The organism is Neobacillus sp. YIM B06451 (genome assembly GCF_032667185.1).
Lineage (GTDB): Bacteria > Bacillota > Bacilli > Bacillales > Cytobacillaceae > Bacillus_D.
On sequence record NZ_JAVFKJ010000013.1, the window covers coordinates 28843 to 54252 of the forward strand.

The following is a 25410-nucleotide window of genomic DNA, read 5'->3' on the forward strand; positions in this document are numbered from 1 at the left end:
GAGTTTTTACGTGTCACATTCCTTTTAGTACATTACATTTGTTCCACTATTCGGGTCAAAGACCCATTCATTCTTCGCACAGCTATTTTTAGGAAGGGTATATGTTATTAATTTTGTCTTGGTAGAATCCAGTTTGTATGTGTTTCCATACACGCAGATGGAATATGATTTCGAATTGGGATCTTGTGTAATATCAATTTCCCTCTCAAATATTGCATCGCCTACAATCGTAATCGATGCTGCCCCCTGCAAAGTTAGCTTGGAAAAGTATGCATCACCATTTACTGATAAGTCCCTGTTACCTTCAATAATTACAGGTTCCTTAAAGTAAGTGGAAGAGGAATAGGTTATAATCTTTGATTTATTGGATTTGCTATTGACGTGGTTAACAGGATTCGTTTCCACTTTTGAAAAAAAGGATGGTGATGGTATGGGCTCACCCTCTTTATTGGTATTTGTACTTTTTCGTATAGTAAAATACCCGGTTACCTTTGATGTTTCTGTATCAGACTGTCCCATGCTCTCAAAAGTGACAGTAATCAAATTGGACTTTTTTTCCAGATGCTTGAAGTTTATTTTGAACGTATTTTTAATGGTATCGACTTCAACTACTGGGTAACTAACATTTAATCTACTAAAAAGTGTATTATAAAATCGCGTATCATAAAGTGATGGTTCTTTAGCCGCTTCAGAATTTGCTTCTGCTATATGCTCGGTAATTACCCCCTGATAATATGTTATCCCCATCTCTGCCAGGTCAGTCGCTTTAGTCAGTTTATCCGTTTTATTAAGTTGTGCTCTTGTAGAAAGTGTCAAGCCGCTTAAAGAAAGGGCAAAAATCATTGTAATAGATATAATAATCATTACAAGTATTAACGTATAGCCTCTTTCATTCCTCAAACTTATCTACCCCTTAATACTGCTTAATAATTGTATTTATTTCAAGATACTGGCCTTGTTTATTGGATATTTTGAAATAAACAAAAAGTGGATCTTTGGGGGAAATTGTTTTTTCTCCAGTAAATTCTAAATCAGCCAGCTTAAGATCGATCAATATTCCTTCGCTTTGCAATGGAGTAAGACTTGTTGGGGATTTACCTATGTATGCTTTTCGGGAGGAAGGATCATTTTTGATTATGTAGGTCTCTGTTTCGTTTGAATCAATAGAGTGGAGTTCCTGCTTAGTATGATAACTTTTTAAGGTCGCTAGTATAATATTTGCCTCTTGATTCAAATTAGTCTTGTCAGATATGTTTTTGTAATTTTTATTTGAGTTTAGTAGAACTCCAAAAATAACGGAAGAAATGACAAGTAAAATGGAGATTCCTGCTAAAAGTTCAATTAATGTTATACCTTTTTCATTTCTCATGGCTCACCTGCGTATATAGGTATAGGTTTCAGACGTATTACCAGGACTGGCAGGATTCTGAACAACAATTTTAAACATAATTAAATTCTCAGCACTATTATTTGTTACAGTTGCCTCAATGTTGTAATCATGGCCAGTTGATTCTTCTATTAAGTTCTCGATATCAATTTGGTTAAGTGTTTTTTTTCCACTTATAACAAAACCGCTCCCATCAATTATGTTGTTCTCTATCAAATCCTGTTTTGTAACATTTAATTCAATTAAATTGACAATTTTCTGGGCAGTTTGTATCGTGTTCAGCTTGTATTGGTTTTTTTTAGCGAAACTTGCTGACTGGGTAAAAAAGCCCAGGAAGGAAGTAAGGATTATTGAGAGCAACACAATGGACAGGAGTACCTCAAGTAGTGTAAAACCTCCTTGTTTTTGGAAATATTTCTTCATTGTGGTCCACCACCCTCTTTCTAACAATCTACGTTTATTATACAATAAGATAATAGTAGAATACTGTCATTTTATCTGATTTTCCCAGTGAATTTGAAATATTTTGAAAAATATTAGCTAAATTCGAAGGGAATTGGAGGTTTATCCAATGCAAGTGTTATTCGGCTTGGCTTCGCTTATCCTGCTTTTTCCTGTATTATATTTCCTTCCAATCGGTATAACTGGAAAGGGGAAGCTCTTTCTCGGTTTTACAGCGGCCCTGTTTGCCATTGGAGCGATCTATCTTTCGGAACTCGTGCCCCCGTGGCAAATCGCCCTTCTAATAATGGCGATAGCTGGAGGAACGTCCCTAATTTTTGCCCGTAAATTCGGCGCTTTTTTATTTCATGTCCCGAACAGAATTGATAAATTATCGTTTTTCCAGGATGAACAAGAGAAAAGTTCACATTTTGTTAATAAATATGAGCCATTGGAACTAACGGATGTAGAGGTCGTTCCAAAGGACCAGTCTTTAGCTCAACCTATAAAAGCGGAACTTCAGGACACGGAAACCCTTGCTTACCTGGAGCCTGAAGAGATTGCAGAAATTGGACTGTCACAAAACACTGATGCAATTCTTCCGGTTCTCGAAAGCGACGAACTCGTGCCATTCACCCCTCTGGCAAATAAAAATCCAGAGGCGAAGGGGGAAACCAGCTTTCTCGATGAGCTTGGATTATATGAGGACATTGAGGAGGTTTTGGAAAAATCAATCCCTCCATCCCCGTTTTTGGATGGGCCGGCATCTGCATTTGACGAACGTGATTTGGAAGTCCTGGTCGAAACTGAAGATGCGGAATTGCCGGTTTTCGATTTTGGTAAAAGAGATCAGGACGATGTTCAATTCGAACAACAGGATGATTACCTTACCGCCTTACTTGAATCAGCCGCAACTGTTGAAAAGGAGAAAGCAGGGGGTTCGCGAAATGGGTAGGCTTATTTTTGCCCAAAGAGGGAAGGGCGGTTTCGCATGAAGAAGAATCAGCAAGTTTTAAAAATATTTGTCGTCCTCATCCTGAGTACGGCGTATGTTTTCGGGTTTTCACATTACGGGCCTAAAGCGTTTGGAGCTCTTTTCTCGTCTGAAAAAGGCTACCTTCCAGGAACAGCGGTTGGAAATATCAATCTTGAAGGCAAGAAACCGCAAGAGGCTCTCTCCCTGCTGCAGGACGAAATTGCGAAATGGCAGGCAAATTCAAGCTTTAAACTTCATTTTAAAGAAAAATCAATAGACCTTGAGGTTGCCAGATTTGCATTTGATCCGGACGGGACCATTTCCTCGCTCGTGGATGGAAAGCAAAATGCGGTCCAGGTGAGCGTGGATGAAAGAACCCTGATTGAATGGGTTGAAAAGATTTCCCCAGCTTTAATAGGAGAAGAAATCGACCTAAACACTATGGGCGAAAGGCTTACCGAGCCAGCGAAGATGCTTTCAACCGGACCGGTTTCCTTTGCGCTTGATCCTTTCCTGGCAAATGTCCAAGGAAATCCTGGGGTGATCGCATCCGGTTCCGTCGATGTCAAAGAGCCTTCCTATGAACTTGAAATGGCGGCGAAAGAGCTCTCGGGAATAAAGATTGAAGGGGAGACCGAGTTTTCCATCATCCGCGCTATTGAAAGCAAAGGAATAGACGGCCTTTCTCCTCTGGCAACGAGTATGCTAGCGACATCTGTTTATATCGCGGTATTGCAAACGAATTTTGACATACTTGAGCGCAACATCAGCAAGCAGCTTCCCGAGTATGCAAAGTTGGGTTCCGAGGCATTCGCGGATCCTGCGGCAGGCAAGGATTTTATTTTCAAAAATCCGAATGCCGCCGAGTTCGCCATTGCGTTTACCTATAGCGGAGGCAAACTGACTGCAACTATTGAGGGAAGAGGATTCCTTTATGAATACAAGGCAGTCGCTGACGGGGAAGAAACGTTCCAGCCAAAGACGATCAAGCAATACAGCCCTTATTTAAAAGCCGGCCAGATTAAGATTACCGAAGAAGGAAAGTCGGGTTCAATTATTAAAATCTACCGGGAAATTTACAGCCAGGGTAATCTGCTTGATACGCAATACATCGGGGAAGATTATTATCCACCGATACACCGGGTAGAAGTCCATGCCCTGCCAACAGGTGACTCCCAGCAACAGGGTGGGGGATCGTCTGAAACTCCACCTGTTGGAAGCGTGGAATTGCCTGAGCCTGTCGATGGAAACAGTACGCCCGATTTGGTGATACCTGAAGAAGCAGAGGGAGAACAGGCACCCGGGCAAGATGAGTCCCTTCCTGATTCTAACGATGATGGAGCCCTTTGGGGAAAACCGAATGAAGTTCCGAAATAAAAAAGATGAGCAGGGATAGTTATGATAAGAACGAAAAAACGGCTAGGTGATTTGCTAGTTGAAGCAGGCCTAATCACGGAAGAGCAGCTTCAGGCCGCCCTTGCTGAAAAAGCTCCGAGGCAGCGGCTTGGTGAAGCACTCGTTCAGCGCGGCACCATAACAGAGCAGCAATTAATAGAAGTTTTGGAGATTCAGCTTGGGATTCCGCATATCAGCCTGTTCAGCTATCCATTTGACAAAAACCTTTTCAATCTTGTTTCGAAGGAAATGGCGCGAAGGCATCTAGTCATTCCTCTAAAAAAAGAAGGGGACAAGCTGTTTATTGCGATGTCAGATCCATTGGATTTCCTCGCCATCGATGACTTGAGGCTGTCCACCGGGTTTCAAATCGAAGTTGCGATTGCGACAAAAGATGATATTGTCAGGGCTATAAATAAGTATTACAACACAGATGATGCGCTAGAGGAGTTCCTGGGTGACCTTCCAACAAAGGATATTGCCAGCGAAGTTGACGTAACAGACCTTGACTCGCCGATCGTGCGGCTTGTCAATATGCTGCTTTCAAACGCAGCCGCGCAAAAAGCGAGCGACATCCACATCGACCCGCAGGAAACAAAAGTGGTTGTCAGGTATCGGATTGATGGTATCCTCAGAGTTGAACGCGTCCTTCCGAAAAACATGCAAAGTGTATTGGCTGCCAGGATTAAAATCATGGCGAACCTCGATATAACCGAATACCGGATCCCCCAGGACGGCAGAATCAAAGTCAATCTTGATTTCCATCCAATCGACCTAAGGGTATCGACCTTGCCGACTGTATTTGGAGAGAAGATCGTCATGCGTCTAATGGACATGGGGAGTACATTGAACGATTTGACCAAGCTTGGCTTCAACACGCTGAATTTCAAGCGTTTCAGCGATATGATTGAAAGGCCAACAGGGATTGTCCTGATCACAGGCCCGACCGGCTCAGGTAAATCGTCGACGCTCTATGCGGCCCTGAACAGGCTGAACAGCGAGGAAGTCAATATTATTACGATTGAAGATCCGGTCGAATATCAGCTTGAGGGCATTAACCAGATTCAGGTGAACCAAAATGTCGGGATGACATTCGCGGCCGGTTTGCGTTCCATCCTCCGCCAGGACCCGAATATTGTCATGGTTGGGGAAATCCGCGACAAGGAAACAGTCGATGTCGCCATCAGGGCCTCCCTGACTGGCCACCTCGTCCTCAGCACGCTTCATACGAATGACTCGCTTGGCACGATTACACGCCTTGTTGATATGGGAGTCGAGCCTTTCATGGTTGCATCCGCCCTAAGCGGGGTTGTGGCACAGCGCCTCGTCAGGAAAGTGTGCCGGGACTGCGCGGAAACGGCCGAGCCGTCCAAGCGGGAGATTGATATTTTTCAGAGGCGGGGAATCAGAATTGAAAAAGTGCCGCGCGGCCGGGGATGCTCATCCTGCAATATGACTGGCTACAAAGGCAGGATTGCCCTCCATGAGGTTCTCGTTGTCAATGATGAACTGAGGCGGGCGATAATGGACGGGGAGTCGTTTCAGGTATTGCGCGATATTGCTGTAAAAAACAGGACGATTTTCCTCATTGATGATGGGCTTCTGAAAATAAAACAAGGATTGACGACAACAGAAGAAGTGCTTAGAGTAGCCATTCTTGAATAGGAGACCGCATATGAAGGAAAAAATCGACCTGATTTTAAGGGCAGCGTTTGAACTTAAAGCATCCGATATCCACATGACCGTGGGCATCCCGCCTGTTTTCCGGATTAATGGGGAACTGAAAAAGTACGGGAAGGAACCGATGAGGCCGGAAGACACGGAGGGAATGGCAAAGTCAATCGTTCCGGCCGATAAGTGGGACGCATTCAAGGAACGTGGCGAATTGGATTTTTCTTATAGCATTGCAGGATTGTCTCGGTTCCGCGTCAATACGTACCATCAGCGAAACTGCATCGCGATGGCGCTCAGGACGGTTCCGTCAAAGATTCCGACAATCGAGGAGCTTGGCATGCCGGATACGCTGCAAAAGCTTGCCGAGAAACCGCAGGGGCTGGTGTTGGTTACTGGCCCAACTGGAAGCGGAAAATCAACGACACTCGCCTCGATGATCCATTACATGAACATGACGATGCGCAAGCATATCATTACGCTTGAAGATCCGATCGAGTACCTGCATAAACATGGGAATTCGATCATTGACCAGCGTGAAGTCGGGATGGATACCGGCAATTTTGCGAACGGGCTCCGTGCCGCGCTCCGCCAGGATCCGGACGTCATCCTGGTTGGAGAGATGCGCGACCTTGAAACAATTCAGACGGCGATTACCGCCGCGGAAACCGGCCACCTTGTGCTTGGGACTTTGCATACATCAAGCGCCCCGGCTACAATCAACCGGATTTTGGACGTGTTTCCGCCTGCCCAGCAAGCGCAAATTCGCATCCAACTGGCATCCGTTCTGGTCGGGATCATTTCACAGCGCCTGTTTCCGACCATCGACAAACGTGGGAGAAAAGCTGCGACAGAAATCATGATTAACAATCCAGCGATCGCCAACCTGATCCGCAATGAAAAAGTCCACCAAATACCAAGCGTTATGCAAACGTCGCGCGCCCTGGGGATGCACACGCTTGAGTCAAACATTAAAGAACTGATCGATAAAGGCTTTATTCAAAGAGAAGTGGCGGAGCCTTATTTGCAGGAGATGGTATAAGTATGGCGAGATTTAAATATGAAGGCCGCGACCGTAAAGGGCCTCGCCAGGGAACCATAAACGCGGTCTCGAAACGCGAAGCGCTCTTCAAGCTGAAAGAGCACGGGGTTCGGGTTGTCGACATTACCGAGGTGCCGGAAACACTGCTGACGAAGGATATTACGATTGGAAATCCCGTCAAGCTTGAGCATTTTGTCATTTATATAAGGCAATTTGCCACGCTTTTAAAAGCGGGGGTAACGGTAGTTGATGCGACTGCAATCCTTGCTTCACAGACTGAAAGCAAGCCTTTAAAAAAGGCGCTGATTGCGGTAGAATCCGAATTGCGAGAAGGGCATCCGCTTTCACATGCTGTTACACAGCATAAAAAAATTTTCGTCCCGATGTTCGTCAATATGATCAGGGCCGGGGAAGTCGGCGGAAATCTCGATGATACGCTTGAGCGGCTCGCCGACCATTTTGAAAAGCAGCATCATACGAAGCAAAAGATTGTTTCGGCGTTAACGTACCCGGCTGTAATCGGAGTCCTTGCGATTGGAGTCGTTATTTTCCTCCTGACCACGATTGTCCCAACATTTGTGACGATGTTTGATGACCTCGGAGGAGAACTGCCAGCTATTACCCGTTTTGTCCTCGCCGCGAGCGAGTTCGTCCAAGGCTGGTGGTGGCTGCTGCTGCTGATTGTCATTTTAATGGTGGCCGGAATTGTGGCAATCCGCAGGAAAAAGGAGACAAAGTATTACTTGGATTACACCCTATTGCGGATGCCGATTTTCGGAAAGCTTTTGCAAAAAGCGGTCCTCGCCAGGATGACAAGGACATTAAGCTCCTTATTCTCAAGTTCGGTTCCGATTCTTCAGGCGATGTCCATTGTTGAAAATGTCGTGGAGAATGAAGTCATTGCCCGCGTCATTCGAAAATCCCGTGACTCTCTTGAAAAAGGACAGTCAATGACGATTCCAATGCAGGAACATTGGGCGTTCCCGCCGCTTGTAACCCAAATGGTCGTGATCGGAGAGCAGACAGGGTCCCTGGATGCGATGCTTTCGAAAGTCGCCGAATTTTATGAAAAAGAAGTCGATATTGGGACAGACAAGCTGAAGTCACTAATCGAGCCGCTAATGATTGTCGTCCTCGCAGCCCTAGTCGGAACCATCGTTACAAGCATAATGGTACCAATGTTCGAAATGTTCAATCAATTTGATAATAAATACTAAAAATAGACGAAAACCTTCCAAAAATTTGTACTTTTGACAGCATTCTCTGTTGTATAATAGGAGAGAACTAATAACATAGGTTCACAAACCAAACCATATAAGGAGTGGGGAAAATGTTCAAAAACATTAGGCAAAAAATGAAAGACCAACGCGGCTTGACCTTGGTTGAATTGCTTGCAGTTATTGTTATCTTGGGGATTATTGCGGCGATTGCTGTGCCGTCGATTGGAAATTTGATTGAAAATACTAAAAACAAGGCTACTGTAGCGGAAGGTTTACAAATAATTAGTTCTGCTAAATTGTATTTTGTTGAAAATCCTGATAAAAAAGAAGTTTCAAATACTGATCTAGCCCCATATTTAGATAAAGCTGATGGAGTGGTTTTTTCAAAGGTCACAAAGGATGCCACAAATGGATATACATTAATTGGTCATGATTCTTATAAATTTGGAGGAGATGCTACAGCTAAATCTATAACTGAGAAACAACTTTTAGCATACAAATAGTTATGCTTAATTTAATTCTTTTCATCTACGGCATCACCCTAGGCTCCTTTTTTAACGTCGTCGGCCTTCGAGTGCCGGAAGGCCAATCAATTGTTAAGCCGCGCTCTGCCTGCCCAAATTGCAGGCAGCAGCTGCGGGCGTGGGAACTGGTCCCGGTATTTTCATATGTATTCCTTCGGGGGAAATGCCGTGGCTGTGGTACGCGGATTTCCCCTATTTACCCAATAACCGAGCTGCTTACTGGCATCCTGTTTGCCATGGCTCCGGTCGTCCTTGGATGGTCATGGGAGCTTGTCGTCGCCTGGACGCTCATTTCCCTTTTCATGATCATTTTTGTATCGGATATCCACTATATGATCATCCCTGATAAAATATTGTTGGTGTTTGCAGGGATTTTTTTAGTTGAACGGGTGCTTTGGCCGCTTTCGCCATGGTGGGACTCCCTTCTTGGCGCGGCAGTCGGTTTTGTTTTGCTGCTCCTAATTGCCCTTGTAAGCAAGGGCGGCATGGGCGGAGGCGATATTAAGCTATTCGCAGTTATTGGTTTCGCGGTCGGAACGAAGCTAGTTTTGCTTTCTTTCTTTTTTGCGACGATGTTTGGTGCCGTTTTTGGCGCACTTGGACTTATGCTCAGGCTCGTCAAGCGTAAACAGCCGATACCATTCGGGCCGTTTATCGGACTGGGGACGCTTGTTGCGTATTTTTACGGCTCAAAACTAATTGACTGGTATTTTACCTTTTTTTATTGAGGTTATTAGGAGAAAGACGGTTTTCCCGGAGCAGGTACAGTGCAGCCGGGTTCATTATAGATAAAGGGGTAGTATCAATGGCCTTTTCCCTTTCCTTCGGCAACAAACGGATTATCAACCTTATATTCAACGATCACTCCATCCGCTACCTGGAGCTTAAAAGCGTCAACCCGCCAATTGCGTTAAAGTGGGGGGAACGTTTCCTTCCGCCAGGGATTATTTCTGATGGGAAAATAACAGACGGTGAAACACTCGCAACCATTCTTGATGAATCTATTGAAGAATGGAAGATTCAGAGGCGGCAGGTGAATTTTATTGTCCCTGACCCGCTAGTCATCATTCGGAAAATAGCCATCCCCATGGATATCCAGGAGGACGAGGTGAAAAGCCATCTGTATATGGAGCTTGGTTCAAGTATCCATCTCCCCTTTGAAGATCCGGTTTTCGACGTTTACCCTCTAGGTGAGAAGGACGGAAAAAAGGAGCTTCTCCTGTTCGCATCACCCGAGAAATTTGTCATGGAATACGCAAATATTCTGTCTGGATTGAAGCTTCAGCCGGTGGCGGCCGATATTTCGCCGCTCGCCCTTTACCGGATTTACTTTATGATGGACAAAGCCCAACGGGAAGAAAACCTGTTTACCGCCCATATCAATTTGACAAGTGTCAGCATGTGTATTTTTGAAGGGCATATCCCATACTTCATGCGGCATTTCCCGCTTGATTTTGATGTGGACAAGTGGGATGTCCGGCGCGACCGTTCCGGGGCGTGTGAATACGCGTTCAAAGGTGAAGCCGCCGAACTTGAAGAACAGTTTGCATCCATTTACAGTGAGATGGGCAAGCTGATGGACTTTTACCGCTATTCAGTGTCCGGGGGAACAAAAGGTGTAGGGAAAATCCTCCTTGACGGCGACCATCCAATGCTAAACAAAATCCACAAAGAACTTGGTGAGCAATTTGGCCTGCCTGTTGTGACCCTTCCTTCCGAGGCGGTCCATAACGGCCGGAACAGGATGCTGCCGCCAAGCCATACTTTGGCGCTTGGCCTTGCTTTGAAAGAGGTGAAATAATGCTAATCGATATTAACCTGCTTCCGAAAAAGGAGCGAAAAAGTTCGGGCATTATTTTCACAGGATTGGCTTTCGCCTTATTGTTTCTTGCCGTTGGTGGTTTCCTGTACTGGCAAACGACCACACTTAACAACGAAATCACGGTTGTCCAAAATCGGATTGAAACGACAAAAAAAATTGCCGCTCTTGAAGAGAAAAAGGCTAATGATGTCATATCCGCAGATTCGGCTTCTAAGCTTCAACAGTCAATTGAATGGGCTGAACAATACGCAATTCCGTCTGTCCCTGTAATGAAAGAATTCACGTCCTTGCTGCCTGAGCGCGGATTCATCCTTACATTTGCGTATCAGGAAACAGGAGAACTTGCATTGACAGTCCAATTCGACACTAGCCGAGAAGCAGCCTATTTCCTGAACAGGCTGAACCAATCCGGGTGGGTAAAAGAGGCCGATTTATCAAGCCTTTCCGCTTCAGAAACCGAACAGGATCAAGCCGCCGATGGGACGGGTGCCATCCAGGCGGCCGCAAGCCCTATAGAAGAATATCTCCCGCGCTATACCGGCCAATTCCAGATAACCCTCAACAAGGATGTTGTAAAGTCTGCAATCCAAAGTGAAGGGGAGGATGGCTTATGAGGATCGATTCATTCAATAAACAAAAATGGGTTGCTGCCATCCTCGGCCTCTTGCTGATTGCGTTCGGGGCAGGCGCGTACTTTTTAGCGATTCAGCCATTAAAAGACGAGCTTAAGATGAAACAGGATAGCTTGAAAACAGAGGAACAGCTTCTTGCCATTATCCAGGGAAAAGAAAAGGAAACAGAAAATTTTACTCCTCAAAGCTCCACGCAAATGCAGTACAAAATACCAGTCAAACCCCTTGTCGAACAGATGATCCTCGACTTGGAAAAAGCCGAGGTCGTTTCTGGATCGAAAATCCTTTCAATGGCCATCGCGAAAGATAGCGAAGTGGCCGTACAGGAAGAAACGGAAGCCGCCACGGGAGAGACAACGGAAGGGACCCAAACCGGAGAAACCGGCAATGCCGGTGAAAACCAGGAAGGCCAGGCAGAAGGGACTTTACCCCATCCGAAATCAGTCATCCAGGTTCCTGAAGGCGTCAAAAAAGTCACCGTTCAGCTGTCCGTCGAATCTCCGGGCTATGACGAGCTTGAAAAATTTGTCTCCACACTCGAAAGTATGAAGCGAATCACCGTGATTGAATCGATTGCCTATACCGGCGGGGCTGAAATCACTTCTCTTCAGCAAAAAGATGAACCACTTAAATTCAGCATCACGGTATCGGCCTTTTATATGCCTGATTTGGAGGATCTCGCCCAGCAGCTTCCAGATATCGGTGCGCCAGAGCCGGCCGGGAAACGGAACCCGCTTTCTTCTTTTAGCGGTGAAGGATCCGAAGAAGAAAAGATAAATGAAAATTGAATCGCTTATTGGCGAAAGCATCTGATAACAAGGCGACAAAAACCTTGTTATTTTTTTTTGCCCCTGTGATAGGATGAAAAAAACCAGCCGTCGGCAAAAGGGGAGCTGATTGTGGACAAGCGGAAAAACAATACAATAAAGATTAAATTAAATAATGAATCGAGTCCATTGCTGGACAAGCCCAAATTGAAAAAGGGCGAATTGGAAAAGTTCGAAATGGATAAGCCCGAATTGGACAAGCCGCAAATGATGGACCCGCAAAGCCTTGAAGGCGAACCTCCTCAAGAAGAAACGGCCGCCACTCTTGAAGCGGGTGAAGAAGCCTTTGATTGGATCCTTCCGGAAGAAGGACCTGTCGAACAGGGGAAAATCATTATAAACGAAGCATCCGATTCAGCATCCATTTATCCGAAGCAATCCACCGGAACGAAACGAAAAAATGGTTCTCCAATCAGGCCTGCAATCGTCACAATCGTTTTCGCAATTATTGTAGGAGTAGGCCTTGGAGCGGGCATGTGGAAGCTCGTCTTTAGCGACAAAGAAACCGCTACCGCCATCCAGCCGGAAGGGGAGATAACCAAACCGTCCGTCGAAACGAAACCTTCAGCTTCGACGATACAACTGCCCCCTCTCTCGGCGTTTGTTGTCCAGGAGGGGATATACTCCTCAAAAGAATCCGCAGAAATCGCCAGGAAGAATCTTGAGGAAAAAGGGATTCCGGCGGCAGTGCTTGATAAGGATGGACAGGGTATGCTTCTTGCCGGGATAGCGGGAAGCATCGAAAGCGCGAAAAGCATTGGTGAACAATTAACCGAGCAGGGTATTGCCATTTATGCAAAAGAGGTCACTTTTTCGGCGCGCCAAAAAGAAAAGGCAACCTCAATGGAAAAACAATTCCTTGCCACCGTACCGGAATTTTTCGAAAAAATGGGATCTTCAGCGGGTTTGGCAATGGAAGGGAAGACGGCCGGTGGAACGGCAGACATAATAAAAGAACTGGATGCAATTGATGCCAGCAAGCTTGCGAACCCGGACATAAAAGATCTTTACAGCGAACTGGCGGAGGCTGCCCAGAATCTTGAAACGTATGAAAAAACGGGGAACCGGCAAAATGCCATCGCCGCCCAATCCCGACTCCTGAATTTCATCGCCAAGTATCAAGCGTTATAACTACAATTTTTTACAAGAAAACGCCTGGCTTTTTGCCACGGCGTTTTTTGATGGCTTATATCCGCGACCATCCGATTAAAACTGACAGGAAATGAATAAGAAGCAAAAAGTTTCGCCACTTTAACCATTAGAAATTGTTTGCCGGGCGGAAGTTTGATACGATAAATCTGTATCTCCCCAAACCGAGCAAAAAGAAAGGTGATTGCATGCCGAACCTCATTTTAGCCTCTTCATCTCCACGAAGAAAAGAACTTCTGGAAAATCTCCAATTGAAATTCGAAATTCACAGCTCAGATGTCGACGAAAGCTTTGAACCGGGTACGCCCCCTGATGAAATTGTCATGGGCCTTGCCGAGCGGAAGGCAAAGGCTGTATTCGACATGTATCCTAATGGCTTTGTCATAGGATCTGATACAGTTGTCGTCTGTGATGGCGCCATTTTGGGCAAGCCATCCGGCCGCGGGGAGGCAATCCGGATGCTGAAGCAATTATCCGGCAGGACGCACCAGGTGTTTACCGGGGTTGCCATTGCAAGCCCTGGAGGCATAACCCGTTTTTACGAAAAGACAGAAGTCCAATTTTGGGAGCTGTCGGACAGGGAAATCGAGTACTATGCAGATAGCGGGGAGCCTTTCGACAAGGCGGGCGCCTATGGGATCCAGGGGCTTGGCAGTATGCTTGTCAAAAGGATTGACGGGGATTACTTCGCTGTAATGGGCCTACCAGTATCGCGTACGGTCCGTGAACTGAGCCAGGCCGGTTATCCGCTTCCCTTTTAACCTGCTTCGTTCCATTAAAGCTTTGAATTGGGAGGGAAAAGCTTTCCTTGTAATAAGGCTTTTCCGTTGTCGGCTTTTTCCCGCTCCCATGCTCCCTACAACATAGGGAGGAATTAGATTGACTGCAAATTCATTGATGATTCGTGACTACCCCCAGGAAGAAAGGCCGCGGGAACGCTTTATCGCAGGCGGGCCGGCCAGCCTTTCAAATCATGAACTGATTGCGCTTTTGCTCCGGACCGGAACAAAGGACGAGTCAGTCCTTCAGCTCTCCAACCGCCTTTTGTCCCATTTTGAAGGGTTGAGGCTTCTGAAAGCCGCATCGCTAGAGGAAATCACCGCAATAAAAGGAATCGGGACCGCGAAAGCGATTCTGCTCATGGCCGCCCTGGAACTCGGAAGCCGTGTGGCCAACCTGACGAACAACGATCGTTATGTCATCAGGTCGCCCGAGGACGGCGCGAACTATGTGATGAATGAAATGCGTTTTCTGAGCCAGGAGCATTTCGTTTGCCTCTATCTCAACACGAAAAACCAGGTGCTCCACAAACAGACGATTTTCATCGGCAGCCTGAATGCATCGATCGTACATCCGCGAGAGGTCTACAAGGAAGCTTTCCGCCGTTCCGCCGCCTCCATCATCTGCCTGCATAACCATCCTTCCGGGGACCCGACTCCGAGCCGGGAAGACATCGAGGTAACAAAGAGGCTGTCCGAGTGCGGCAAGATTATTGGCATCGATCTGCTCGACCATCTCATCATCGGCGAAAATAAATTCGTCAGTTTGAAGGAAAAAGGGTATTTGTAACACTATGTTTTTATTTGACGTTACGATATAATATTGTTTATGATTTTTGCGGGCGCAGACTTACAAAAATCGGATGAATAACAAAAATAACTTCAATTTTTTATAAAATGAAACGGCTCGAAATTGACTGCATTTTTGCATGGGAAAGGGAGATACAAACATGTTTGGAATTGGGACAAGAGACCTTGGCATAGATTTGGGGACTGCCAACACACTTATATATGTAAAAGGCAAGGGCATCGTTCTGAGGGAACCGTCTGTTGTTGCTCTGCAAGTGGATACAAAGCAAATTGTCGCTGTCGGAAATGACGCGAAAAATATGATTGGGCGGACGCCAGGAAACATTGTGGCCCTAAGGCCGATGAAAGACGGTGTCATCGCGGATTACGAAACAACCGCGACTATGATGAAGCATTATATTAAAATGGCGATGAAAAACAAGAGCTTATGGGGTGGGAAGCCGTACATAATGGTGTGTGTTCCATCCGGGATCACGGCTGTCGAGCAGCGCGCCGTCATTGATGCAACAAAGCAGGCCGGCGCCAGGGACGCATTCCCGATCGAGGAACCGTTTGCGGCGGCAATCGGTGCGAACCTTCCTGTTTGGGAACCGACCGGAAGCATGGTCGTCGATATCGGCGGCGGAACGACCGAAGTTGCGATCATTTCGCTTGGCGGCATCGTAACGAGCCAGTCTATCCGCATTGCCGGTGACGAAATGGATGAAGCGATCATCCAGTACATCCGGAAGACGTATAACCTTATGATCGGGGACAGGACCGCCGAAAGCATCAAGGTGGAAATCGGTTCCGCCGGTGAACCTGAAGGCATTGAGAATATGGAAATCCGCGGGCGCGACCTTCTTACCGGCCTTCCGAAAACGATTGAAATTACACCGGGAGAAATCGCCACCGCATTGCATGATACCGTTTATGCAATTGTGGATGCCGTCAAAAATACCCTTGAAAAGACCCCGCCGGAGCTTGCTGCCGATATTATGGACCGTGGAATCGTCCTGACCGGAGGCGGCGCGCTTCTCAGGAATCTCGACAAGGTCATTGGCGAGGAAACGAATATGCCAGTCCTAATAGCAGAAAATCCCCTTGATTGCGTCGCGATTGGGACAGGGAAGGCGCTTGACCATATCAATTTGTTTAAGAACAAGCCCAGGGATTCTCGCTAAATGTTTGTAAATAGAGGTGTAGTATCATGCCCCAGCTTTTTTTGAATAAACGCCTCATTATTTTGCTTGTAAGTATCATTCTTTTGGTAGCATTGATTGGATTTTCTTTAAGGGAGCGGGAAAAACTGTCCTGGCCGGAGCAATTTGTGAAAGACAGCACCGGCTGGGTTCAGTCCCTCATCTCGAGGCCGGTCCAGTATGTGGCTGGTTTTTTTGAAAATGTCGGCGACCTTCAGGATACATACAACGAAAATAAAGAGCTTAAATCGCGCGTGGAAGACATGGTCCGTCTTGAATCCGAAGTGTACAAGCTTAAAGAGGAGAACGAGGAACTTCGCAAGATCCTTGGAAAGAAAGAGTCTCTCCGGGATTCCGAGACAATCCACGCGGCGGTCATTGGCCGCAATCCGGACCGTTGGAATGAAATCATCATCATCAACAAAGGCACTTCGGACAAAGTCGGCAAGAACATGGCTGTCATTACCGCCGAAGGGCTGATTGGAAAAATTAAAAGCGCCAACGATTTTACCTCGACAGTCCAACTTCTAAGTGCGATGGACCCGAAGAACAGAATTTCGGTTGTCACACAGGGGAAATCTGAAGTTTTCGGCTTTGTCGAAGGGTATGACGAAGAGAAAAAGCTTCTGAAGGTTAAAAAAATCCCATATGAAGCAAAAGTGGAAAAAGGACAGACTGTCATAACTTCAGGCCTTGGCGGCGTATTCCCGGCCGGGCTTCTTGTCGGGGAAGTTGTCGAAGTGGAGCCCGACCAGTACGGACTGAACCAGATCGCGCTTGTGAAGCCGGGTGCAAACTTTTATGACATTAGCGATGTGATCGTCGTTAAAAGGCTGATGACCGAACCGAATAAAGCGGATATGGTGGACGATAAGGAGGAAGAATTGTGAACCGTTTCTTCCTTCCTCTTTTGTTGTTCGTTTTTTTTACCGTTGAAAGTATTTTTGTCCAGCTCCTTCCATCTGAATTCTTCTATGGAAAATGGATTCTCGTCCCAAGGTTCCTGATTGCCGTCCTGCTGCTGCTGGCGATGTACGGCTCGCAAAAATACGCCATCTTGTACGGATTTGCTTTTGGGCTGCTCTTTGATATTGTTTATACGGAAATCATCGGGATTTATTTATTCCTTTTTCCTCTTACAATCTATTTGGTTATGAGGGCCATGAAGATTCTTCAGACGAACGCACTGGTCGTTACGATCGTAATGTTGGCTGGTATCGCCTTACTGGAACTTGTAATCTATAAAATGAACAGCTTCATCAATATTACCGATATTGGCATGAAGGAATTTGCGAATTCGAGGCTCCTGCCGACCTTGTGCCTGAATCTCATATTCATCGTAGCCTCCTTTTACCCGCTCAAGCGATACTTTGAAAAATTAGCTGAGCAGGAAATCCTTTCTTAAAGGAATTTTGGCAGGGTATGTCGAATAATTAGTGGAAGGCCCCCAATAGGTCTGGCCTTCAGGCGAAAGGCCATCTGCGTGTTTTTACAATTGAGGTGAAGTACGGCCATGAACAAAGTACAAAACGTAATGATTAAGGGGACAAAGGACGGCATTACGCTGTTCCTTGATGATTTGTGCTCCTATGACGACCTGAAGCGAGAACTGGTCGAAAAGCTTTCGGCACAGAAGCCCAGGAATGGGGAATCAACCCTTCTGCATGTAAAAGTGAACACAGGCAACCGCTACTTGACGGCGGTGCAAAAGGATGAACTTGTTGAGCTTATCAGCCAAAAGAAAAACCTGGTTGTGGATGCGGTCGACTCGAACGTTCTTACAAAGGAAGAAGCCGAGGAACGAAGGCAGGCGGAATCAGTAACCATGGTTTCAAAAATGATTCGGTCCGGCCAGGTGCTTGAAGTGCCCGGCGATCTGCTCCTGATCGGGGACGTCAACCCGGGCGGAGTGGTGATGGCCGGGGGCAATATTTTCATCATGGGCATCCTGAAGGGAATTGCCCATGCGGGATGCTACGGCAACCGGGATGCGGTAATCGCCGCTTCAGCCATGAAGCCATCCCAGCTACGGATCAGCCATTATTTGACGAGCGTCCCGGAAACCGCTGGGAATGACAGCCAGCGTGAGATGGAGTGCGCATACATAAATGAAATGAATGAGATCGTTTTTGACAGGCTACAGTCTCTAGCGGGCATTCGGCCTGGATTGACCAGATTTGAAGGAGGGCGTTAACGTGGGAGAAGCAATGGTAATCACATCCGGGAAGGGCGGCGTCGGCAAAACGACGACTTCTGCTAATTTGGGTACCGCCCTGGCGCTGCTGGGGAAAAAGGTATGCCTGGTTGATACGGATATCGGCCTCCGGAATCTTGATGTTGTCATGGGACTAGAAAACAGAATCATTTACGACCTTGTCGATGTGGCTGCCGGTCGCTGCAAAATGCACCAGGCCCTTGTAAAGGATAAACGCTTCGATGGGCTTTTGTATTTGCTACCTGCTGCGCAGACGGAAGACAAGACAGCAGTCACGCCAGAACAGGTGAAGGACCTTGTCGATAAATTAAAGCAGGAGTTCGACTATATTATCATCGATTGCCCCGCGGGAATTGAACACGGTTACAAAAACGCGATTGCAGGCGCGGACAAGGCCATCGTTGTCACAACTCCTGAAAAGTCCGCGGTACGTGATGCTGACAGGATTATCGGCCTCCTTGAAAAAGAAGAAAACATCGAGCCGCCAAGGCTGATTATCAACCGGATCCGCCCGCACATGATGCGCAATGGCGAAACGATGGACGTTGATGACATTACCGAGCATTTATCGATTGAATTGCTCGGAATCGTCGCCGATGATGATGAGGTCATTAAGGCTTCCCATTACGGCGAACCGATTGCAATGAACCCAAACAGTAAGGCATCGATAGCCTACCGCAACATCGCGCGGAGGATTCTTGGCGAGTCCATCCCGCTCCAGCAGCTTGAGGAAGAAAACAAAGGCGTGCTGTCAAAAATTAAAAAATTCTTCGGAGTCCGTTCATAGAATGATAGAATAAGAGACATTCCCGTTCAGCCTTAGGGCTGGACGGGATTTTTGATTTTCAGTGGTTATTGAGGTCAGCGGATGTATCAAGGTTGTAGATTCCAAGCAGTCAAGCAACCCGCGGATCCGGATTCGTGACAACGGGGGGCGAAAAACTGATTTAGTTGTCACGCAAGTGCCTGATTCGTGACAACCAGGAACGAAAATCCGGTTTGGTTGTCACGCAAGTGCCTGATTCGTGACAACTAGGAGCGAAAATCCGGTTTGGTTGTCACGCAAGTACTTGATTCGTGACAACTAGGAGCGAAAACCCGGTTTAGTTGTCAGGCAAGTACTTGATTCGTGACAACTAGGAGCGAAAATCCGGTTTGGCTGTCACGCAAGTACTTGATTCGTGACAACCATGAGCGAAAATCGGGTTTGGTTGTCACTCAAATGCCTGAATCGTGACAACCGGGAGCGAAAACCCAGTTTAGTTGTCACGCAAGTACTTGATTCGTGACAACCTAGAGCGAAAATCGGGTTTGGTTGTCACTCAACTGCCTGAATCGTGACAACCGGGAGCGAAAACCCAGTTTAGTTGTCACGCAAGTACTTGATTCGTGACAACAAGGAGCGAAAACCCGGTTTAGTTGTCAGGCACGTACTTGATTCGTGACAACTAGGAGCGAAAATCCGGTTTGGTTGTCACGCAAGTACTTGATTCGTGACAACCAAGAGCGAAAATCGGGTTTGGTTGTCACTCAAATGCCTGAATCGTGACAACCGGGAGCGAAAACCCAGTTTAGTTGTCACGCAAGTACTTGATTCGTGACAACGAGGAGCGAAAACCCGGTTTTGTTGTCAGGCAAGTACTTGATTCGTGACAACTCGGAGCGAAAATCCGGTTTGGTTGTCACGCAAGTACTTGATTCGTGACAACGAGGAGCGAAAACCCGGTTTTGTTGTCAGGCAAGTACTTGATTCGTGACAACTCGGAGCGAAAATCCGGTTTGGTTGTCACGCAAGTACTTGATTCGTGACAACCGGGAGCGAAAACCCAGTTTAGTTGTCACGCAAGTACTTGATTCGTGACAACTAGGAGAGAAAATCGGGTTTGGTTGTCACGCAAATGCCTGATTCGTGACAACCGGGAGCGAAAACCCAGTTTAGTTGTCACGCAAGTACTTGATTCGTGACAACCGGGAGCGAAAACCCAGTTTAGTTGTCACGCAAGTACTTGATTCGTGACAACTAGGAGCGAAAATCCGGTTTGGTTGTCACGCAAGTGCCTGATTCGTGACAAGTGGAGCGAAAATGTGTTTTGGTTGTTACACAAGTACTTGATTCGTGACAACCCGAAGCGAAAATCCCGTTTAGCTGTCCGATAAACCCCAGTCAAGAGACGGCAAACCAGAGAAACCGGCTTTGCTGTCCCACCCCCGCATGATTAAGCAACTATCAACGACAGTCATACCCGGGACAACTCCTTCATAGACTTGTACAAAAAGGAATAAAAGGGCTGGTGGGGTACATGTCAAACAGGGAGGAAATCCGGAAACGGATTACCAGGCGAAAAAAAGAAAGGGGCTTGCACAACCGGAAGACCACTGGAAGGAAACCTGCCGCCTGGCTTGCGGAAGATGATAAATACGGAATGGACGGCCTCGTAACCTTTGAAGTAGGGCCGGGAGATGAAGGGCATCCCCTTTTTCGGAAAGAAGTGTTCTTTTTCAAGCTGCTGAGTTCGGCTGTCCTTTTTCTCGTGATTGCGATTGTTTTCAAGAGCCAATCGCCTGCCCTTGAACCAATAAAAAATTTGGTTGTGAAAGGGTTCAACCAAGACTTTCAATTCGCCGCGGCTACCAAATGGTATGAGGATAAATTCGGCAAGCCGCTCGCCCTTCTACCGGAACCAAAAGAAAAGAGTGAGCCTCATCCCGACTTTTCCGTGCCTGCTTTAGGAAAAATCCTTGAGAATTTTGAAAAAAACGGCCAGGGTATCATGATTGAAACGGAAAAGGAGGCACCAATCGAGGCCATTAACGAAGGGTTCGTCACGTATGCGGGGTTTAAAGAAGGGATTGGAAAAACAGTCGTCATCCAGCACGCAGACAAAACCGAATCATGGTACGGGAACCTCGATTCAATCGATGTGGCACTATACGAGTACATTGATAAAGAGAAGGTAATCGGAACCGTCGGCGCTGGCGAGGATGAGTTGAAGGGCGAGTTTTATTTTGCAATCAAAAAGGGCGGGGATTTCATTGATCCCATCCAGGTGATTCGTTTTGAATAAAGCGGTTTCCCTTCTGAAACTTATCCATATCCATCCCCTCCTGTGGCTCGCGGCTGCAACTGCGGCGTTTACCGCTCATTTCCTGGAGCTTTGCCTACTTCTTATGATTATTTTCTTCCATGAAATCGGGCACGCATTCGCCGCTTGGCGTTTTTCCTGGCGGATAAAAAGGATTTCGCTCCTGCCGTTCGGTGGGGTAGCCGAAATGGATGAACACGGAAACAGGCCGCTGCGGGAAGAGGCCATCGTCATCCTTGCCGGGCCTGTCCAGCACATATGGATGATGGCGGCGGCGTTTCTGCTAAATGCTTATGGCCTCATACCTGAGCACACGTATGACTTGTTCATAAAATACAATCTTATGATCCTCGTGTTTAATCTTTTCCCGGTTTGGCCGCTTGACGGGGGAAAGCTTCTCTTTCTCATCCTATCCACTTGGCGGCCGTTCCCGGAAGCGCACCAATGGACGCTTGCATGCTCAGCTGCCTGCCTGACATTATTCTCAATAGGCACCCTGCTGACCGTCCCGCTGCATCTGAATATATGGCTCGTTGCAGGTTTCCTTTATTTTTCCCTTTACCTTGAATGGAAACAGCGCCATTATGTTTTTATCCGGTTCCTGCTGGAGCGGTATTATGGAAAAACCGGGTCTGGCTTTCCCGCGCTTAGTCCAATCAAGGTTGAGGAGACAGAGGGCGTCCTCCAGGTTCTTTCAAAATTCCGCCGCGGCTGCAAACATTCGATTGTTGTCGGAGGGGATGGCGGTGATAAAGGCATTCTTGATGAAAATGAAGTTCTCCATTTCTTTTTTTCCGAAAAAAAGACAGGCGGGAAAATTGGCGACCTGTTTTATGCATATTGAAAAGGCGTTCCCCAGATTTCCTGGCGAACGTTTTTTTTTGCGTCTATAATGAAGGAAGGAAATTGCGAAGCGGGGAATACGTGTGGACAAATTGATTATAAATAGCGGCGCAAGGGAAAAACGGGCAGCTTTCATTCATAAAGGTAAAATTGAGCAGCTTGAAATCTCCAGGGCTGGAGGCCAATCGCTTGTAGGAAGCATTTTTTTCGGCATTGTTACGAAGGTACTTCCAGGCATGAATGCTGCCTTCGTCGATATCGGAACCGGCAAAAATGCTTACCTTCACAGGAACGGGCTGCCCGAATACATCCAGTCGGAGGCTCCGGACAAAGAGAAGAAAAGTATATCTGCCTTCGTGCGGCAAGGAGAGCGCCTCCTCGTCCAGGTCGAAAAGGACGAAGCGGGATCAAAAGGCGCGAAAGTAACGGGAATAATTGAGGTAACTGGCACGCATCTCGTGTACATGCCCTCTGGAAACTATATGGCTGTTTCGAAAAAAATAGCGGATTCGGCAAGGCGGGAAGAGCTCCGCCAGCTGGGCGCGGAAATGAGGATGGGTGCGGAAGGTGTCCTCTTCCGTACGTCGGCGGGGGAAGCTTTGGATTCGGAGCTTATTGAAGAAATAGGCGAACTGCGAAGGGCTGCGGGGGAGCTTTTCCAAAAAGCCGTCTCTTTGAAAAAGCCTGGGCCAGTGGCTGAAAGGGATCCATTCGTGGAACAGCTTGTTCCATTGATTGAAAAAATGGCCGGAGGGGAAATCGTTGTAGATGACCCGGAACTTTTAAGTGAATTGAAAAAACGGACCTCAAAAGGGGGAGGCGGACCTTCGTTCAGCTACTATTCCGGTAAGGAAAACATTTTTGCGCTTCATGGGGCGGACCAGGAAATCGGTAAGCTCCTGAAGAGGGTGGTCTGGCTGGAGAATGGCGCCTATTTATTAGTGGAGGAAACAGAAACGCTGACCGCGATCGACGTGAACACCGGAAAGTTCTCCGGAAAAAGCAGCCTTGAGGAAACGGTTTTAAAAACGAATCTGCTTGCGGTAGAGGAAATCACACGGCAAATCAGGCTCAGGGATTTGGCAGGGGTCATCCTTGTTGATTTTATTGACATGAAGTCGGAGGAGGACCGGGCGAAGGTGGCCGCGAAAATGGAGGCTGATTTAAGAAAGGACGGTCGGAGGACGAGGGTTGTCGGATTCACGTCCCTCGGCATTCTTCAAATCACTAGAAAGCGGCTGGGCCCGTCACTTTCCGGGACGCTGACATCCAAATGCCCTTCCTGTGAAGGGACAGGAAGGATTTCGAGCCCGGAAACAGAAGCATTCAAACTTGAAAGGGAGCTTTGGGAGCACAGGGGAGCGTTGGACGAAGCGGTGTTGGTGGAAACGACCCCTGAAGTGAAGGCTGTTTTCGAAGGGGAAGGAAAAGCCCATCTGAAACGGCTCGAGGATTCGCTCGGTTTTAAAATATTGATTGTGCCTATAGGTTCGGCTGTCCATTTTTATACAATCAGGCAGTTTGGGACTGAGGATGAATTAAGGACGAAAGCTGACAATACGTATTGACACTATCCACCTAATTATGATAGTATTTTCATGTTATGTTTGTAGCGCACCCGTGCTACAACCGCACAAAACAGGTTTTAAGCTTTTGCTCCGTGCAAAACGCCTGTGCTGGCGAGTCTTAGACTATGAGGAGGTGCAAGTTCATGTACGCAATTATCGAAACTGGCGGTAAGCAAATCCGTGTAGAAGAAGGCCAAGCCATCTACATCGAGAAGCTTAACGCGGAAGCAGGCGAAACAGTTACTTTTGATAAAGTTCTTTTCGTAGGCGGAGAAAACGTGAAAGTTGGAAGCCCGGTTGTTGAAGGTGCTTCTGTAACAGCTACTGTTGAAAAGCAGGGCCGTGCGAAGAAAATCATTGTTTTCAAGTACAAGGCGAAGAAAAACTATCGTAAAAAGCAAGGCCATCGCCAGCCGTACACTAAAGTCGTCATCGACAAAATCAACGCGTAAGGCGTGATTGGATGATTGATGCAGCAATTTACCGAAATGAATCCGGCTTAATCCAGTCGTTTTCAATTTCCGGCCACGCATTTTTTGCGAACAGGGGCAAGGATATCGTCTGTGCAGGCGTATCCGCTGTTTCAGTTGGCGCGATTAATGCCATCCATGAACTGACCGGGATAGTCCCGGAACTTGAACATGGAGACGGACTGCTCCGCTGCGCGCTACCGGAAAACATTCCGGCGCAGGAGCAGGGGACGATCCAAATCCTTCTTGAAGGAATGGTTGTCTCATTGAGGACGATTGAGGAAGAATACGGAAAGCACATACGGATTACCTTCAAAAACCAGGAGGTGGAATAAATGTTATTGAAATTGGATCTTCAATTGTTTGCTTCCAAAAAGGGAGTAGGTTCTACAAAGAACGGCCGTGACTCCATCTCTAAGCGCCTTGGCGCAAAGCGTGCGGATGGCCAGTTCGTTACAGGTGGATCAATCCTGTACCGCCAGCGTGGTACTAAGATCTATCCAGGTGAAAACGTAGGCCGCGGCGGAGACGACACTCTTTTCGCGAAAGTTGACGGCGTTGTGAAGTTCGAACGCATGGGACGCGACCGCAAAAAAGTAAGTGTTTATCCAGCAGCTCAAGAAGCTTAAGTTTAAAAGATTATTGGGAAACTCTAGCCTTCACGGTTGGAGTTTTCTTTTTTTCCTAAAAGGATAATGGGATACATAGCAGGATTTCCCTGAATAGGCCATATTTGCATACGCGGAATTCTTTTTTTGTTATACTATTGGCAAACAGCAACGGGTACAAGGAGTAGTATATGGAGAAAAATTGGGATGTTGTCCGAGTCCTCAGGCATTCCCGCCATGATTGGCTTAATCGCCTTCAGCTTATAAAAGGGAATCTTGATTTGAACCGGGTAGACCGCGCCAAAGCCATTGTTGACCAGATTATTATTGAAACACAGCACGAATCAAAACTTTCGAATTTGAAAATGCCAACGTTCGCAACGCTTTTGCTGACCGCGAATTGGGAAAAGCACCTTTTTCAACTTGATTATGAGGTGCTTCACGAAACGGAAACGAAGCCTGTAAATGAAAGTGAAATCACAAAATGGACAGCCTCGTTTTTTGCGGTATTGGACCGTTCCGTGGAAGCGTTCCAGGAAAACAGCCTCTCGATCTGTATCGATCAGGTGACCGATGGAATTCGTTTCTTTTTCGATTTTAGCGGAATAATAACGGAAACTGCGCTGCTGAAAGAGTTTCTGGAGCAATCGGTGGAAGCGGCCGTTACAGTTAAAAGCTTTTTGGATTCGGAGCTTTCCATTGAAGTGTTCATGCCGTTTCGCTAGCGGAAGGGAATTTGTAGGATTTGCAGCAGGACGGGAGGAATA

General features: G+C 46.9%; 28 protein-coding genes and 1 other annotated feature. Of the genes, 25 read left to right on the top strand and 3 right to left on the bottom strand.

Going from position 1 to position 25410, the window contains the following annotated elements:
- Positions 1 to 24 precede the first annotated feature (24 nt).
- The 3 genes from RB160_RS18140 to RB160_RS18150 are packed head-to-tail and all read right to left on the bottom strand — an operon-like array spanning position 25 to position 1810.
- Positions 25 to 900, bottom strand: coding sequence for a type IV pilus modification PilV family protein (locus RB160_RS18140; protein WP_316571846.1), 876 nt, complete (start codon positions 898 to 900; stop codon positions 25 to 27).
- A 13-nt stretch (positions 901 to 913) separates the two neighbouring features.
- The gene (locus tag RB160_RS18145) at positions 914 to 1369 is read right to left on the bottom strand and encodes a PilW family protein (protein WP_316571847.1); all 456 of its coding nucleotides are present in this window, start codon (positions 1367 to 1369) and stop codon (positions 914 to 916) included.
- A 3-nt stretch (positions 1370 to 1372) separates the two neighbouring features.
- Entirely contained in the window at positions 1373 to 1810 is a 438-nt protein-coding gene (locus tag RB160_RS18150; RefSeq protein WP_316571848.1) for a type IV pilus modification PilV family protein, read from the bottom strand.
- Between the two features lie 148 nt (positions 1811 to 1958).
- On the opposite strand from RB160_RS18150, the gene RB160_RS18155 reads away from it, so the two are divergent.
- The 25 genes from RB160_RS18155 to RB160_RS18275 all read left to right on the top strand — a co-directional run bounded on the left by RB160_RS18155 (position 1959) and on the right by RB160_RS18275 (position 25368).
- Entirely contained in the window at positions 1959 to 2783 is an 825-nt protein-coding gene (locus RB160_RS18155) for a hypothetical protein (protein ID WP_316571849.1), read from the top strand.
- A gap of 36 nt (positions 2784 to 2819) precedes the next feature.
- A complete protein-coding gene (locus tag RB160_RS18160; protein WP_316571850.1) occupies positions 2820 to 4181 on the top strand; it encodes a VanW family protein in 1362 nt (453 codons plus the stop codon).
- 21 nt (positions 4182 to 4202) lie between these two features.
- Positions 4203 to 5864: a GspE/PulE family protein gene (locus RB160_RS18165; protein ID WP_316571851.1), complete on the top strand. Its 1662-nt coding sequence runs from the start codon at positions 4203 to 4205 to the stop codon at positions 5862 to 5864.
- Between the two features lie 10 nt (positions 5865 to 5874).
- A complete protein-coding gene (locus tag RB160_RS18170; protein ID WP_316571852.1) occupies positions 5875 to 6912 on the top strand; it encodes a type IV pilus twitching motility protein PilT in 1038 nt (345 codons plus the stop codon).
- A gap of 2 nt (positions 6913 to 6914) precedes the next feature.
- The gene (locus tag RB160_RS18175) at positions 6915 to 8129 is read left to right on the top strand and encodes a type II secretion system F family protein (RefSeq protein WP_316571853.1); all 1215 of its coding nucleotides are present in this window, start codon (positions 6915 to 6917) and stop codon (positions 8127 to 8129) included.
- Positions 8130 to 8242: 113 nt separating this feature from the next.
- A complete protein-coding gene (locus RB160_RS18180; protein ID WP_316571854.1) occupies positions 8243 to 8635 on the top strand; it encodes a type II secretion system protein in 393 nt (130 codons plus the stop codon).
- 2 nt (positions 8636 to 8637) lie between these two features.
- Complete coding sequence (locus RB160_RS18185) at positions 8638 to 9384, top strand: prepilin peptidase (protein WP_316571855.1); 747 nt, start codon at positions 8638 to 8640, stop codon at positions 9382 to 9384.
- Positions 9385 to 9461: 77 nt separating this feature from the next.
- Positions 9462 to 10457, top strand: a complete 996-nt coding sequence (gene pilM / locus RB160_RS18190; RefSeq protein ID WP_316571856.1) for a type IV pilus biogenesis protein PilM — start codon at positions 9462 to 9464, stop codon at positions 10455 to 10457.
- Positions 10457 to 11092, top strand: coding sequence for a PilN domain-containing protein (locus RB160_RS18195; RefSeq protein WP_316571857.1), 636 nt, complete (start codon positions 10457 to 10459; stop codon positions 11090 to 11092). The genes pilM and RB160_RS18195 overlap by 1 nt, the downstream gene beginning before the upstream one ends.
- Complete coding sequence (locus RB160_RS18200; protein WP_316571858.1) at positions 11089 to 11898, top strand: pilus assembly protein PilO; 810 nt, start codon at positions 11089 to 11091, stop codon at positions 11896 to 11898. The genes RB160_RS18195 and RB160_RS18200 overlap by 4 nt, the downstream gene beginning before the upstream one ends.
- A 111-nt stretch (positions 11899 to 12009) precedes the next feature.
- The gene (locus RB160_RS18205) at positions 12010 to 13068 is read left to right on the top strand and encodes an SPOR domain-containing protein (RefSeq protein WP_316571859.1); all 1059 of its coding nucleotides are present in this window, start codon (positions 12010 to 12012) and stop codon (positions 13066 to 13068) included.
- Positions 13069 to 13274: 206 nt separating this feature from the next.
- Complete coding sequence (locus RB160_RS18210) at positions 13275 to 13847, top strand: Maf family protein (protein ID WP_316571860.1); 573 nt, start codon at positions 13275 to 13277, stop codon at positions 13845 to 13847.
- Positions 13848 to 13983: 136 nt separating this feature from the next.
- Positions 13984 to 14655, top strand: a complete 672-nt coding sequence (gene radC / locus RB160_RS18215) for a RadC family protein (RefSeq protein ID WP_396954743.1) — start codon at positions 13984 to 13986, stop codon at positions 14653 to 14655.
- A gap of 160 nt (positions 14656 to 14815) precedes the next feature.
- Complete coding sequence (locus tag RB160_RS18220; RefSeq protein ID WP_316571862.1) at positions 14816 to 15838, top strand: rod shape-determining protein; 1023 nt, start codon at positions 14816 to 14818, stop codon at positions 15836 to 15838.
- Between the two features lie 26 nt (positions 15839 to 15864).
- Positions 15865 to 16746, top strand: a complete 882-nt coding sequence (gene mreC / locus RB160_RS18225; protein WP_316571863.1) for a rod shape-determining protein MreC — start codon at positions 15865 to 15867, stop codon at positions 16744 to 16746.
- The gene (mreD, locus tag RB160_RS18230) at positions 16743 to 17261 is read left to right on the top strand and encodes a rod shape-determining protein MreD (RefSeq protein ID WP_316571864.1); all 519 of its coding nucleotides are present in this window, start codon (positions 16743 to 16745) and stop codon (positions 17259 to 17261) included. Before mreC ends, mreD begins: the two co-directional genes overlap by 4 nt.
- Positions 17262 to 17369: 108 nt before the next feature.
- On the top strand, positions 17370 to 18050 hold the full coding sequence (gene minC, locus RB160_RS18235) for a septum site-determining protein MinC (protein ID WP_316571865.1): 681 nt from the start codon (positions 17370 to 17372) through the stop codon (positions 18048 to 18050).
- A gap of 1 nt (position 18051) precedes the next feature.
- Complete coding sequence (gene minD / locus RB160_RS18240) at positions 18052 to 18858, top strand: septum site-determining protein MinD (RefSeq protein ID WP_316571866.1); 807 nt, start codon at positions 18052 to 18054, stop codon at positions 18856 to 18858.
- 1513 nt (positions 18859 to 20371) lie between these two features.
- The gene (locus RB160_RS18245; RefSeq protein ID WP_316571867.1) at positions 20372 to 21136 is read left to right on the top strand and encodes a peptidoglycan DD-metalloendopeptidase family protein; all 765 of its coding nucleotides are present in this window, start codon (positions 20372 to 20374) and stop codon (positions 21134 to 21136) included.
- Positions 21129 to 21998 (top strand): M50 family metallopeptidase, encoded by an 870-nt coding sequence (locus RB160_RS18250; RefSeq protein WP_316571868.1) that lies wholly within the window; start codon positions 21129 to 21131, stop codon positions 21996 to 21998. Before RB160_RS18245 ends, RB160_RS18250 begins: the two co-directional genes overlap by 8 nt.
- A gap of 82 nt (positions 21999 to 22080) precedes the next feature.
- Entirely contained in the window at positions 22081 to 23565 is a 1485-nt protein-coding gene (locus RB160_RS18255; RefSeq protein ID WP_316571869.1) for an Rne/Rng family ribonuclease, read from the top strand.
- Positions 23566 to 23614: 49 nt separating this feature from the next.
- Positions 23615 to 23694: a sequence feature (ribosomal protein L21 leader region), on the top strand.
- A gap of 14 nt (positions 23695 to 23708) precedes the next feature.
- The gene (gene rplU, locus RB160_RS18260) at positions 23709 to 24017 is read left to right on the top strand and encodes a 50S ribosomal protein L21 (RefSeq protein WP_053367272.1); all 309 of its coding nucleotides are present in this window, start codon (positions 23709 to 23711) and stop codon (positions 24015 to 24017) included.
- 11 nt (positions 24018 to 24028) lie between these two features.
- Positions 24029 to 24370, top strand: a complete 342-nt coding sequence (locus tag RB160_RS18265; protein ID WP_316571870.1) for a ribosomal-processing cysteine protease Prp — start codon at positions 24029 to 24031, stop codon at positions 24368 to 24370.
- A complete protein-coding gene (gene rpmA, locus RB160_RS18270; RefSeq protein ID WP_053367270.1) occupies positions 24371 to 24664 on the top strand; it encodes a 50S ribosomal protein L27 in 294 nt (97 codons plus the stop codon).
- Positions 24665 to 24834: 170 nt separating this feature from the next.
- Positions 24835 to 25368: a Spo0B C-terminal domain-containing protein gene (locus RB160_RS18275; protein WP_316571871.1), complete on the top strand. Its 534-nt coding sequence runs from the start codon at positions 24835 to 24837 to the stop codon at positions 25366 to 25368.
- The last annotated feature ends 42 nt before the right edge of the window (positions 25369 to 25410 follow it).